The 12,878-nt window shown below is 63.7% G+C and carries 12 protein-coding genes; 2 read left to right on the top strand and 10 right to left on the bottom strand.

Features of this window, described 5'->3' with window-relative positions:
- Window positions 1-357: 357 nt before the first annotated feature.
- The 6 genes from ACYVHK_RS18265 to ACYVHK_RS18240 form a co-directional block, all read right to left on the bottom strand.
- Window positions 358-1,527, bottom strand: a complete 1,170-nt coding sequence (locus ACYVHK_RS18265; protein ID WP_460535026.1) for a phosphoglycerate kinase — start codon at window positions 1,525-1,527, stop codon at window positions 358-360.
- 112 nt (window positions 1,528-1,639) lie between these two features.
- Complete coding sequence (gap, locus tag ACYVHK_RS18260) at window positions 1,640-2,656, bottom strand: type I glyceraldehyde-3-phosphate dehydrogenase (RefSeq protein ID WP_460535024.1); 1,017 nt, start codon at window positions 2,654-2,656, stop codon at window positions 1,640-1,642.
- Window positions 2,657-2,897: 241 nt separating this feature from the next.
- Entirely contained in the window at window positions 2,898-4,892 is a 1,995-nt protein-coding gene (tkt, locus tag ACYVHK_RS18255; RefSeq protein ID WP_460535022.1) for a transketolase family protein, read from the bottom strand.
- Between the two features lie 630 nt (window positions 4,893-5,522).
- Window positions 5,523-6,521 (bottom strand): 23S rRNA (adenine(1618)-N(6))-methyltransferase, encoded by a 999-nt coding sequence (gene rlmF / locus ACYVHK_RS18250; protein WP_460535019.1) that lies wholly within the window; start codon window positions 6,519-6,521, stop codon window positions 5,523-5,525.
- A gap of 9 nt (window positions 6,522-6,530) precedes the next feature.
- Window positions 6,531-7,268, bottom strand: a complete 738-nt coding sequence (locus ACYVHK_RS18245; protein ID WP_460535017.1) for a dienelactone hydrolase family protein — start codon at window positions 7,266-7,268, stop codon at window positions 6,531-6,533.
- A gap of 67 nt (window positions 7,269-7,335) precedes the next feature.
- Window positions 7,336-7,764: a hypothetical protein gene (locus ACYVHK_RS18240; protein WP_460535015.1), complete on the bottom strand. Its 429-nt coding sequence runs from the start codon at window positions 7,762-7,764 to the stop codon at window positions 7,336-7,338.
- A gap of 89 nt (window positions 7,765-7,853) precedes the next feature.
- Here ACYVHK_RS18240 and ACYVHK_RS18235 point away from each other — a divergent pair, with 89 nt between their 5' ends.
- The gene (locus ACYVHK_RS18235) at window positions 7,854-8,210 is read left to right on the top strand and encodes a MerR family transcriptional regulator (RefSeq protein WP_460535012.1); all 357 of its coding nucleotides are present in this window, start codon (window positions 7,854-7,856) and stop codon (window positions 8,208-8,210) included.
- Here ACYVHK_RS18235 and trhO read toward each other — a convergent pair.
- The 4 genes from trhO to proB all read right to left on the bottom strand — a co-directional run bounded on the left by trhO (window position 8,207) and on the right by proB (window position 12,138).
- On the bottom strand, window positions 8,207-9,154 hold the full coding sequence (trhO, locus tag ACYVHK_RS18230) for a rhodanese-related sulfurtransferase (protein ID WP_460535009.1): 948 nt from the start codon (window positions 9,152-9,154) through the stop codon (window positions 8,207-8,209). The genes ACYVHK_RS18235 and trhO overlap by 4 nt on opposite strands.
- 123 nt (window positions 9,155-9,277) lie before the next feature.
- A complete protein-coding gene (locus tag ACYVHK_RS18225; protein WP_460535007.1) occupies window positions 9,278-10,363 on the bottom strand; it encodes a metallophosphoesterase in 1,086 nt (361 codons plus the stop codon).
- Between the two features lie 75 nt (window positions 10,364-10,438).
- On the bottom strand, window positions 10,439-11,023 hold the full coding sequence (locus tag ACYVHK_RS18220; RefSeq protein ID WP_460535004.1) for a DUF924 family protein: 585 nt from the start codon (window positions 11,021-11,023) through the stop codon (window positions 10,439-10,441).
- Window positions 11,020-12,138, bottom strand: a complete 1,119-nt coding sequence (gene proB, locus ACYVHK_RS18215) for a glutamate 5-kinase (protein WP_460535002.1) — start codon at window positions 12,136-12,138, stop codon at window positions 11,020-11,022. Before proB ends, ACYVHK_RS18220 begins: the two co-directional genes overlap by 4 nt.
- A 77-nt stretch (window positions 12,139-12,215) precedes the next feature.
- Between proB and ACYVHK_RS18210 the strand changes: the two genes are divergently transcribed.
- On the top strand, window positions 12,216-12,821 hold the full coding sequence (locus ACYVHK_RS18210; protein WP_460534999.1) for a protein-methionine-sulfoxide reductase heme-binding subunit MsrQ: 606 nt from the start codon (window positions 12,216-12,218) through the stop codon (window positions 12,819-12,821).
- Window positions 12,822-12,878 lie beyond the last annotated feature (57 nt).

The raw sequence follows: 12,878 nt of genomic DNA, 5'->3' as shown, positions 1-12,878 counted from the left end.
GACCAGCAGGTTGAATACAACGTTTAGATCATCACCCGGCAAAGCCGGGTGTTCATTTTCAGCGCGATCGGAAGCAGCGCTTTGCTTTCATCTCAACCACTCCCCCCGCCCTCGCCTCAGGCGAGGGAGCCTCGCTGGCGCTCGTTCGTGACACTGAATCGCATTGGCGCTCCGCCCTTGTACTCCGCACACTCGTGGGGCGCAGGGACTGGCCGGCGCTCATCGCCGACGCATCCCTTCGACAGAGGCCAGGTTTTACCGGCCTGGCCGCACTGGTTGATTCACGTGAAGCAAAAGTACTGCCAACAAAAAAGGCCGCTCCTGGGAGCGGCCTTTTCTGCTACCGAACGAGCCCGCTCAGGCGCGTTGGCCCAGGATTTCGACCGCGGGTAGGGTCTTGCCTTCGAGGAACTCGAGGAAGGCACCGCCACCAGTAGAGATATAGCTGATTTGTTCGGTAATGCCGTACTTGGCAACCGCGGCCAGGGTGTCGCCACCGCCGGCGATGGAGAAGGCGGGGCTGGCGGCGATGGCGAGTGCCAGGGTCTTGGTGCCGTTGCCGAACTGGTCGAACTCGAACACGCCAACCGGGCCGTTCCAGACGATGGTACCGGCCTTGGCCACCAGGGCCGAGAGCGCGGCGGCGGAATCGGTACCGATGTCGAAGATCATGTCCTCGGCCGTGACGGCTGAAAGCGGCTTGGCGACGGCAGGTTCGTTGGGATCGAACTTGCTGCCCACCACCACATCGGTCGGCAGCGGCACATCGCCGCCGCGGGCGCGGATCTTGGCGATCACGGCGCGAGCCTGGTCGACGAGGTCAGGCTCGGCCAGCGACTTGCCGATCTCCTTGCCCTCGGCCAGCAGGAAGGTGTTGGCGATGCCGCCACCGACGATCAGTAGGTCGACCTTGTCGGCCAGCGCCTCGAGGATGGTCAGCTTGGTCGATACCTTGGAACCGGCCACGATGGCCAGCAGCGGACGGGCAGGCTGCGCCAGGGCCTTGCCCAGTGCATCGAGCTCGGCGGCCAGCAGGATGCCGGCGCAGGCGACCGGTGCGAACTTGGCCACGGCGTGGGTCGATGCCTCGGCGCGGTGGGCAGTACCAAAGGCATCGTTCACGAACACGTCGCACAGGCTGGCGTACTGCTGGCCCAGGCTGTCGCTGTTCTTCTTCTCACCGACGTTGGTGCGGATGTTCTCCAGCAGCACCAGCTCGCCCGGCTTCACCGAGTAGCCCGCCCAGTCGGTCACGACCGGTACTTCACGGCCCAGCAACTCGCCGAGACGCCGGGCAACCGGTGCCAACTTGTCTTCCTCGGCAATGCTGCCCTCCGTCGGGCGGCCCAGATGCGTCATCAGGATCACGCCGGCACCGGCCAGCAAAGCATGCTGGATCGTGGGCAGGGAGGCACGGATACGGGTGTCGTCGCCGATCTTGCCATCCTTGACCGGTACGTTCATGTCTACGCGGATCAGGACTTTCTTGCCGGCGAGGTCGAGGTCGGTGAGTTTCTTGAAGTTCATGGCAATTCTCGGAAGAAGTGAGCTTGGATGTCCCAATGTAGCAGCGCCGGCGCCTGTAGTGCATTCGGGGCGCCTACGCGCCCCGAAGTTGTTGCAGCAGTGGCTGACGCGCTTAGTTCGCGTTCATCATGGCGCGAGCCGTATTGAGCATCTGCACCGAGAAACCCCACTCGTTGTCGTACCAGGCGCAGATCTTCACCAGGTCGCCATTGCTGACCTTGGTCAGCGTGGAGTCGAAGATCGACGCCTCGTTGGTGTGGTTGAAGTCGATCGACACCAGCGGCAGGTCGTTGTAACCCAGCACGCCCTTCAGCGCGCCACCGCCGGAAGCATCGCGCATCAGCGCGTTGATCTCTTCCTTGCTGGTGTTGCGTGCAGCCTGGAACGTCAAATCGACCATCGAGACGTTGATCGTCGGTACGCGGACCGAGAAACCATCGAGCTTGCCATTCAGTTCCGGCAGCACCAGGCCGACAGCGGCGGCAGCGCCGGTCTTGGTCGGGATCAGGCTCTGGGTGGCCGAACGGGCACGACGCAGGTCCTTGTGGCGGACGTCGGTCAGCACCTGGTCATTGGTGTAGGCATGGATGGTGGTCATCAGGCCCTTGACGATGCCGACATGGTCGTTCAGCACCTTGGCCACCGGCGCCAGGCAGTTGGTGGTGCAGGATGCGTTCGACACGACAGTCATGTCGCGGGTCAGCACACCGTGGTTCACGCCGTAGACGATGGTCGCATCCACGTCCTTGTCGCCCGGGGCGGAGATCAGCACCTTCTTGGCACCGGCATCGAGGTGGGCCTGGCACTTGGCCTTGCTGGTGAAGGCACCGGTGCACTCGAGCACGATGTCGATGCCCAGCTCACCCCACGGCAGCTCGGCCGGGTTGCGGGTGGAGAAGAAGCGGATGTTCTCGCCATTGATACGCAGCCAGTCACCATCGGCCTTCACTTCGGCATTGAAGCGGCCATGCACCGTGTCAAAGCGGGTCAGGTGGGCATTGGTCTCGATATCGCCCGAAGCATTGATGGCGACGATCTTGAAATCTTCGTTGCGGTTAAGTTCGTACAGCGCGCGCAACACGTTGCGACCGATGCGTCCGTAGCCGTTGATGGCGATGCGGATGGACATACTGGGGATTCTCCATGACGAGGCCAGCGGAAGTGTAGTGCCGGCCGGGATGACTACAAGGGCGCGATTGTAACCATCTCACGGGCTGAAAGGGGACTACAAACACAGCGATTTGCTGCATTGCCGCATACATTTCGGCCCTTTGGCCATGTAGTTTAGAAACAGAACGGCCCCGTACAACACGGGGCCGTTTTTGCGACGCATCAGCCTTCAGGCTGATACAGCGGGCTAACCGGGCGGTTTACAGCACGGCTTTCGCGGTCGCGACCACATTTTCCAACGTGAAACCGAACGCCTTGAACAGGGCCGGTGCCGGGGCGGATTCGCCAAAGGTCTCCATACCGATCACGGCGCCTTCCAGACCGACATACTTGCGCCAGAAGTCCGGCACGCCGGCTTCCACGGCCACGCGCGGCACGCCGCGGGTCAGTACCGACGCCTTGTAGGCCGATTCCTGGCGGTCGAACACATTGGTCGACGGCATGGACACCACGCGGGCACGGATGCCTTCGGTAGCCAGCTGGGCCTGGGCCTTCAGCACCAGCTCCACTTCCGAACCGGTCGCCATCAGGATCACCTGGGCCGCGCCGCCTTCGGCTTCGCGCAGCACGTAGCCACCCTTGGCGATATCGGCGATCTGGCCGGCTTCACGTGGAACGAAGGCCAGGTTCTGGCGGCTCAGCACCAGGCTGCTCGGGCGGGTCTTCTGCTCTATCGCAAACGCCCAGGCCACGGCGGTCTCGGTGGTATCGCAGGTACGCCACACGTCCATGTTCGGGATGTAGCGCAGGGTGGCGGTCTGCTCCACCGGCTGGTGGGTCGGGCCGTCTTCACCCAGGCCGATCGAATCGTGAGTGAACACGAAGATCGGGTTGATCTTCATCAGCGAAGCCATGCGCAGCGCATTGCGGGCGTACTCGCTGAACATCAGGAAAGTACCACCGTAGGGGCGCAGGCCACCGTGCAGGGTCATGCCGTTCATGATGGCGGCCATGCCGAACTCGCGCACGCCGTAGCTGATGTAGTTGCCGTTACCGGCATTGTCGATCCACTTGCTGCCCGACCAGTTGGTCAGGTTGGAGCCGGTCAGGTCGGCCGAGCCCGCCAGGAATTCCGGCAGCTTGGGCGAGAAGGCTTCCAGTGCGATCTGGCTGGCCTTGCGGGTCGCCACGGTCTGGGCAGCGTCATTGATCTTGGCGATAGCCGCAGCCTTGAACTCAGCCCAGTCTGCGGGCAGCTCGCCCTGCATGCGGCGCTCGAATTCGGCAGCCAACTCAGGGTGGGCCGCACGGTAGGCGGCAAACTTGCTGTTCCACTCGGTCTCAGCAGCAGCACCCTTGCCCTTGGCATCCCAGCCCGCGTAGACGTCGGCCGGAATCTCGAACGGTGCGTGGGTCCAGCCCAGGTGTTCGCGGGTGGCGGTGATTTCGGCGGCGCCCAGGGCGGCACCGTGTACGTCATGGGTGCCCTGCTTGTTCGGTGCACCCTTGCCGATGATGGTCTTGCAGCAGATCAACGTCGGCTTGCCGGTCTCGGCCTTGGCGGCGACGATGGCAGCGTTCACCGCGTCCACATCGTGGCCGTCCACACCGGCGATCACATGCCAGCCGTAGGCTTCGAAGCGCTTCGGCGTGTCATCGGTAAACCAGCCTTCGACATGGCCGTCGATGGAAATACCGTTATCGTCCCAGAAGGCGATCAGCTTACCCAGGCCCCAGGTACCGGCCAGCGAGCAGGCTTCATGCGAGATGCCTTCCATCAGGCAACCGTCGCCGAGGAAGGCGTAGGTGTGGTGGTCGACCACGGCGTGGCCGGGACGGTTGAACTGGGCCGCCAGCAGCTTCTCGGCCATGGCCATGCCCACTGCGTTGGTGATGCCCTGGCCCAGCGGACCGGTGGTGGTCTCGATGCCTGGCGCATAGCCGTACTCAGGGTGGCCCGGGGTCTTGCTGTGCAACTGGCGGAACTGCTTCAGATCGTCGATCGACAGCGCGTAGCCGGTGAGATGCAGCAAGGAGTAGATCAGCATCGAACCGTGACCATTGGACAGCACGAAACGATCGCGGTCCGCCCACTTCGGGTTGGTCGGGTTGTGCTTCAGGTGGCTGCCCCACAGCGCCAGCGCGATTTCAGCCATGCCCATGGGCGCACCGGGGTGACCGGAGTTGGCTTGTTGCACGGCATCCATGGACAAGGCACGGATAGCATTGGCGAGTTCGGTACGGGAGGCAGCCATCAAAGTCTCTTTCGCTTGGGGTAGGCGGAAAACAAACGGCCCCTTGCGCACAGGGCCGTATGGTAAAAAGCGCGCGCATTATCGCTTTTCAGACCCGGCGGGGCAAGCCAAGTCTTTGATAATGCTTTGGAATTTAAACTCTAGCGGTAGTTTTGTTACGAACAAAAGTCACCGAATCCTTGAGGACAGCTACAAGACCCCTTCCGGGTGGAGTACCACACCAGACAACAAGTTCGCCGCATTGCAGCAATATTAGCCCAGTTAACTCACCGCAGCACCGTCACCCGACGCCGATCAACTGAGCTGACGAGTGTCAGTGAGGTAGAGATAGAAAAGCAAATGCGCGCGCATAACAACCGAGGCAAGTTGGCGTCTGACTTAGCGGGCGCGGGCGCTGATTCAGCCTCGGATGACTTAATTCCATGCACTAACGAGCGTCAGCGAGGCTCCCTCGCGGCGGCGAGGCTGCCAGAGTTCTTGGCGCTTTAGCGCCTAGAACCTGTGCGTGCAGAGCTCGGGGGGAGTGGACGATATGAAAGCAAAGCGCGCATCCGCATCAAATGCTGTCTAGCGCCCGGCTTTGCCGGACGAAGAGATGCACACACAGCCTTCACGGCAGCTCACTATTTTTCACCCGCCCCGCATCAAGCGATACGCATTCCGCTGCTTCTGGTCCCAGAACGTCCAGGCCAGAATGCGGCTCTGCTTCTGGCCTTGCGACATATCCTGGGTCAGGTGCTGGGTCACACCGGCCTGCTCCAGTACCTCGTAAAGCGCACCAAGGCTGCTGCCCTTGGAGACCAGGGTGGTGAACCAGTAGCAGCTGGCAGGCACCTGCGAGCTTTCGCTGATCAGCCGGCGGATGAATTTTTCCTCTCCACCGTCGCACCACAGCTCGCCGCCATGGCCACCAAAGTTCAGCACCGGCTTGGCACCGGCGGCATCAAGCTTGCCCAGGTTCTTCCACTTGCGCTGGCTGCCGGCGGTCGCTTCCGCCAGGGAGGCATGAAAAGGCGGGTTGCACAGGCAGGCATCGAACCACTCACCGGGCTTGAGCACCCCCTGCAGGATGGACGGTGGCGCCGCCTGCAACCGCAACGCGATATGGTCGGCCAGTCCCGCATTGCCGTCGACGATGGCCTGGGCGCTGTCCAGCGCTTCCGGGTCGATATCGCTGCCGACAAAATCCCAACCGAAGGTACGATGCCCGATCAGCGGATAGATGCAATTGGCGCCCACGCCGATATCCAGCACCCGCACGCCATCGCCCTGCGGCACCTCGCCACCGGCGCTGTCGGCCAGCAGGTCCGCCAGATAGTGCAAATAGTCGGCCCGGCCGGGGATAGGTGGGCAGAGGTACTGTTCCGGGATGTCCCAGTACTCGACCTGGTAGTGGAATTTCAGCAAGGCGCGGTTGAGCGCCTTGACCGCTGCAGGATTGGCAAAGTCGATGGACAGGTCGCCATAGGCGTTCTCGGCCACGAAGGTCGCCAGCTCAGGGCTCACGGCGATCAAGGCCGGAAAGTCATAACGGCTGCGATGCGGATTGTGCGGATGCAGGCCGGATTTGCCGATGCTCTTCTCGCTCTCGGTCCGGGGCTGTGACTTGTTACTGTGTTTGGATTGCATGGTCAGGCCTCAGCGCAGCGTGTGACGGAACAGTTGCAGGGCCAACTGGTAGCCTATCAGCGCCAGCTCCGGGTCATAGCGCTCACCTTCGTCCCGCATGAAGGCATGCTGGCCGTTGAGTTCATGCCAGGTGTAGCGGATGTCGGTCCTCGCCAGTTGGGCGTAGACCTCGGCGCGACCCTCGGCCGGGATATGTGGGTCCTGCTTGCCCCAGATCATCAAGAGCTCGCCCTGGATATCCGCCAGCCGCTCCATGCTGTGCTGGCCTGGCGCGCTGGGGATCACCCGGGTATGCAGGTCGGTCGCGTAGAAGCACGCCGTACCGCGCACCTCCGGCTGCAAGGCGGCCCGGAAGGCCAGGTGGCCGCCGATGCAAAAGCCCATCGCACCGATCTGCCCGCTGCACCAGGGCTGCGCCTGCAACCAGGTGATCATCGCCCGGTTATCGCTGTCGTAGTGCTCGACCGGTTTTTGCGCCTTGTCGGCATTGCCCTTGTCGCGCCCGGCATTGTCGTAGGCCAGCACGGTGCCCGCCGGATTCAGCTCATGGAACACCTCCGGTACCAGCACCGCATAACCGTGGCCCGCCATGATCTTGGCGGCCCGCTCGATCGGCCCGGTCTGCTGGAAGATCTCCGAGTAGAACAGGATGGCGGGATAGGCCCCGTCCCCTGCCGGCCGGTGCACATAGGTGCGCATCGGCCCGGTCGGGGTGGCGAGATCGACGATCTGGGTCTGGATAAGCATGTAATGTCCTGTGTACGAGCGATGCCGCACACGGAAGGCGGCAAGGCTGAACCGCAATTGTAGCCCATCATGTCAAGCCAGCCGCCGGGACGCCCAGCGCATGGGCGCGGACAGGCAAGGCCTGAGCCACCCCCCAGGCGACTTCCGCCAGCAGAAAACCCAGCACGATGAAACTCGCCCCCTGCCACAGCGCATAGGCTTGCCACAGGGCAAACAGACCACGCGCCACGGCGTCGTAACGACCAAACTGCGGCTGCGGATCACGCAGACGCAATACCGCCCAGACACAGACGATGGAACCCAGCAGATTGGCCATCAGCATGGGTACCGCACTGAAAGCCGGCAATTCACCCGGCAACGCCCATTGCAGCGCCAGCCACTGCAGGGCCGTGTGCAGCAGGGCGAAGCTCCAAGGCGTGACAAAGGCCGCAGTCACGATCAGATCATAGGCAGCACTGGCCTGTACCAGTCGTCGGTATTGATGGGTTTGCCACATGGTGGTCACCTCGCTTGGTCATGGAACCCTCAGCCTAAAGGCTGGAGTACACTCCAAGGTCAACACCCGAGGCACGGAAAGGCAGGCAAATGCGTATCGGTGAACTGGCCAGTGCCAGCGGCATCAGCCGCGACAGCCTGCGCTTCTACGAAGCACAAGGCCTGCTGCATGCCAGGCGGTGCAGCAATGGCTACCGTGACTACCCGGCCGACAGCCTGCCGCAGGTCCTCTACATCAAGACCGCCCAGAAGCTCGGCTTCACGCTGGCCGAAATCAGCAGCCAACTGGCCGGCCTGCGAGCTGCCGATGATCAGGACGCCGCCATCGGCCGCCTGCTGCAGGACAAGCTGGCCGTGGTAGAGCAAAGAATGGCGGAGCTGGGCGCGCTGAAGGCGGAATTGCAGGCCCGTATCGGCCAGGCCTGCCCGCTGCGCCCCGCGACTTAGATGTCCTGCTTTTTAGCAAAATCGCGCGGGTTGTGACCCATCGGGTGCGGCTGGTTGCGCGCCTTGGCCAGCTCGATCTGCTTCTGCCGCTCGCGCGCACTGGCGCGGGTCTTCTCGCTCAGGCTGTCCCAGCAATGCGGGCAGCTGATGCCCGGGGTGTAGTGCGGCGATTGCCGGTCGGCGACCGATACCGGCTCACGGCAGGCATGGCAAAGGTCATAGTCACCCTCGCTGAGGTCATGCCGCACGGTCACCCGGTTGTCGAACACAAAGCAGTCGCCCTGCCATTTGCTCTCGGCCTGGGCCACCGTCTCCAGGTACTTCAGGATGCCGCCCTTGAGGTGGTACACCTCCTCAAAACCTTCGCCCAGCATGAAGCTCGACGCCTTTTCGCAGCGGATGCCGCCGGTGCAGAACATGGCGACCTTCTTGTGCTTGGCCGGGTCGAAGTGCGCCCGCACATAGTCAGGAAACTCGCGGAAACTCTCGGTCTTGGGATCGATCGCCCCTTCGAAGGTACCGATCGCCACCTCGTAGTCGTTGCGGGTATCGATCAGCAGCACTTCCGGATCGTTGATCAGGGCATTCCAATCCTGCGGCTCGACATAGATACCGACCTGCTGGTTGGGGTCCACATTCGGCACCCCCATGGTCACGATCTCCTTCTTGAGCTTGACCTTGGTCCGGTAGAACGGCTGCTCGTCGCAGTAGCTCTCCTTGTGGTCGAGCTCATGAAAGCGCGGGTCCAGCTTGAGCCAGGCCAACAGGCCGTCTATGCCCTCGCGGGTGGCCGATACCGTGCCGTTGATGCCTTCTGCGGCCAGCAGCAGCGTGCCTTTGACGCCGTTATCCAGCATGGCTTGGGTGAGGGGTTCGCGCAGGGCTTCGTAATCGTTCAGGGTGACGAACTTGTACAGCGCCGCCACGACAATTTGCTGAGTCATGGGTCTATCTCCAGGTGGTCGTCCTCGCAAAGGACGGACCGGACTAAAAAGAACGCGCCGACTTGCAAGCCGGCGCGGTCGGAAGTTTACCTTAATAAACAAGCCATTGGCAGCCCACCCCGGTCAACGCGACTCCTGTGCCGCGCTGCCATCGTCCTCGCCAGCCGGCAAGGGCAGGCGCCGGCCATCCATCAGGCCACGCCACAGCGCACCCTGCTCCCAGAGCAGCAACTCGCCCTTCTCCCCATCCTTGATGCCGGCGTCGATGCCGATCACCCGCCCGGCATACAGCGAGCGGATCTCGCTCTGGGTGGTATGGCCAACCACGATGCGCTTGGCACCGAGCCGTCCCAGCAGGCGGTCCACATCGGTCGTCCTGGCCCGCTCCGGCAGGAAATAACCACGGTACCAGACCGGACCATCACGACCGAACAGTGCATTGGCCTCGGGGTCCTTGGCCAGTTCCTCCTTGCTGGCGCCCAGCCGCGCCCGGAACTGCCGGTTGATCCCGGCCAGGTCGATCTCGCGCGCCGCCATCTCCGGGTGCAGACCGCCGTGCAGGAAGACCGTATCACCAAGCTTGAGCACGGTCGCCCGCGTGCGCAGCCACGCGCCCAGCTCGGTGTCGGCGCCGTACAGCGCGTCGTAGCTGCGGCCCAGCAGCCTGGCCACCGTCTGGTACTTGGGGTGGATGTAGCGCAGGTCGCCGCGCAGCACCATCGTCTCGTGGTTGCCGAGCACGAAGTGTACCGCCCCGCCGGCCGCGCTGGCCTGCTGCTGCAGCCGGTAGACCTGCCACAGGGTCTCGGTCACGGTCGGGCCACGGTCAAAGATATCGCCGGCAATCACCAGCACGCCCTTGCCCCAGGCCCAGTTGCCCTTGCCATCCAGCAAGCCCTGCTTCTGCAGCAACTGCAGAAAAATGCCGGCCTGGCCGTGGATGTCGGACACTGCCGCCCACTTTGGTGGCTGCGGCTGCACGTCCGGTGCAATGGCCAGCTCCGCTTCCAGCTGCAAGGCCGGTAGCGGCCCGCAACGGGCCGCCAGCTCGCCTTGCTTGCCCACGGCCTGCCTCGCGACCTGACCGTCGCAGACCCAGGCTACCTCGCGGTCCCCGCCCTGCTTGAACACATAGGGGCCATCATTGACGGCATCATCGGCCAGGGTCGTGACGGCCAGCAGGCAGGACAGCAGCACGGGAACACGCATGGGGATACTCAGGACGAAACAGGAACGCGATTCTGCGATGCCCGCCGCCAGCGGGCAAGCGGCCCCGAACACCAGCTAGAAGCCACTCCCCGGCTCGGCCAGGTAGGCCAGTTCCGCCGGTGTCGATACCCGCCCCAGTACCGCGTTGCGGTGTGGGAAGCGACCGAAGCGGGCAATCACGTCACGATGGCGGTAGGCGTAATCAAGGTAATGCTCGCAGTCGGGAAACTCGGCCGCCAGCGCCTCGAAACAGCGCACCGCGACAAGCTGCATGGCCGCGTCTTCGGCGTGCTCGAACGGCAGGTAGAGGAACACCCGCTGCAAGCGGCCAAGCTGCCGGTCCCAGCCCTGCGCCAAAGCCTTCCCGGCGGCAGCCAGTGCCAGCGCATCGCCGGCGTAAGCCTGTGCGTCGGCACGATGGCAATTGCGGCTGAACTGGTCGAGCAGCAGCACATAGGCCAGGAGGCCCCGGGGCGTCTCGCACCAGGATTGCAGCCCACCCGCCATCGCCGTCGCCAGCAGATGACCGAAGCGCTGCGCTATCTCGGTGTCGAATGCCGGGTCCTTCACGAACCAGGCACGCTGAGCTTCGTCCTGATTCGGAAACCAGAACGCCAGTACCGCCTCGATCTCATCCGCCATCGCCGCCCCTTCGCTCACAGCAGGATCATATTGTCGCGATGGATCAGCTCCGGCTCATCCACAAAACCCAGCACCGCCTCGATCTGTCCGGTCGGCAGGCGCACGATGCGTCGCGCATCAGCCGCGTCGTAGTTCACCAGCCCGCGCGCCACCTCCACGCCGTCCGGCCCCAGGCAGCGCACCATTTCACCGCGCAGGAACTCGCCCTCCACCGTCGCCACGCCAATGGGCAGCAAGCTGGTGCCTTGCTCCGCCACGGCCCGTACCGCCCCGGCATCCAGGTGCAACGTGCCGCGTACCTGCAGATGGTCGGCCAGCCACTGCTTGCGGGCCGCCATGCGGCTGGTGCCGGCCGTCAGCTGGGTACCGATGGCCTCGCCCTGCGCCAGGCGGGTCAGCACGCCCTCCTCGCGGCCGCTGGCAATCACGGTACTGGCGCCGCTACGCGCGGCGCGCTTGGCAGCGATGATCTTGGTGTACATGCCACCGGTGCCCACGCTGCTGCCCGCACCACCGGCCATCGCCTCCAGTTCAGGCTGGCCGGCCTGGTACTCGTGGATGAAACGGGCATCCGGCACCTTGCGCGGATCGGCGCTATAGAGCCCGCGCTGGTCGGTCAGGATGACCAACGCGTCGGCGTCGATCAGGTTGGTGACCAGCGCGCCCAGCGTGTCGTTGTCACCCACCTTGATCTCGTCGGTCGAGACGGTGTCGTTCTCGTTGATGATGGGGATCACCCCTAGCCCCAGCAGCGTCAACAGGGTGCTGCGGGCGTTCAGGTAGCGGGTACGGTCGGCCAGGTCCTCGTGCGTCAGCAGGATCTGCGCGGTCTTGAGGCCATGCGCCCGGAAACACCGCTCGTAGGCCTCCACCAACCCCATCTGCCCCACGGCCGCGGCTGCCTGCAATTCATGCAGCGCCTTCGGTCGCTTGGGCCAGCCCAGGCGGGCCACGCCTTCGGCAATGGCGCCGGAACTGACCAGCACCACCTGCTTGCCAGCCTTGGACAAGGCCGCAAGTTCGGATGCCCAGCGTGACAAGGCAGCATGGTCGAGACCACGGCCGTCATTGGTGACCAGGGAAGAACCGACCTTGACGACCAGGCGGTGGGCGGAGGCAACGCAGCTTTGCATGGGGAACCTGCTGGCTATATGGCGAACAAATGACGATTATGCCGTCAGGCATCGCCACCACAAACGACCAAAGCAGCATGAAACCTCGTACCCTCGCTTATATCAAGGCCGCCGTCTTCATCGCCTGCCTGCTGCCACTGGTCCGCGCCGCCTATATCGTACTGAGCGGCATGGCGGTGAATCCCGTCGAATTCATCACCCGCTCGCTCGGTACCTGGACGCTGGTGATGCTGATGCTGACCCTGGCCATCACCCCGCTGCGCCGGCTGACCGGGCGCAACGAGCTGATCAAGTTCCGGCGCATGCTCGGGCTGTTCGCCTTCTTCTACGTCAGCCTGCACTTTGTCACCTATATCTGGCTCGACAAGTTCTTCGACCTGCACGCCATCTTCAAGGACATCGGCAAGCGGCCCTTCATCACGGTCGGCTTCGCCGCCTTCCTGCTGCTGATCCCCTTGGCCATCACCTCGACCGACGCCATGCTGCGCCGGCTCAAGCGCAACTGGGGCAAGCTGCACAAGCTGGTCTACCCGATCGCCATCCTGGGCGTGCTGCACTACTGGTGGCTGGTCAAACGTGACCTGACCCAGCCCATCATCTACGCCAGCGTACTGAGCGTGCTGCTCGGCCTTCGGCTATGGTGGCGCTGGCGCGCCTATCGTCGGCAGGCGGTGGCGACATAGGCCGCCACCCTCGATAGCGCCTGTCTGGGCAGGCGCCCGGTGTTCTATAGTTGCAGG

The sequence above is a fragment of the Chitinimonas naiadis genome (assembly GCF_054780835.1).
The sequence above is the reverse complement of the archived record's forward strand: the minus strand, read 5'-3'. Positions and strand labels throughout refer to the sequence as shown.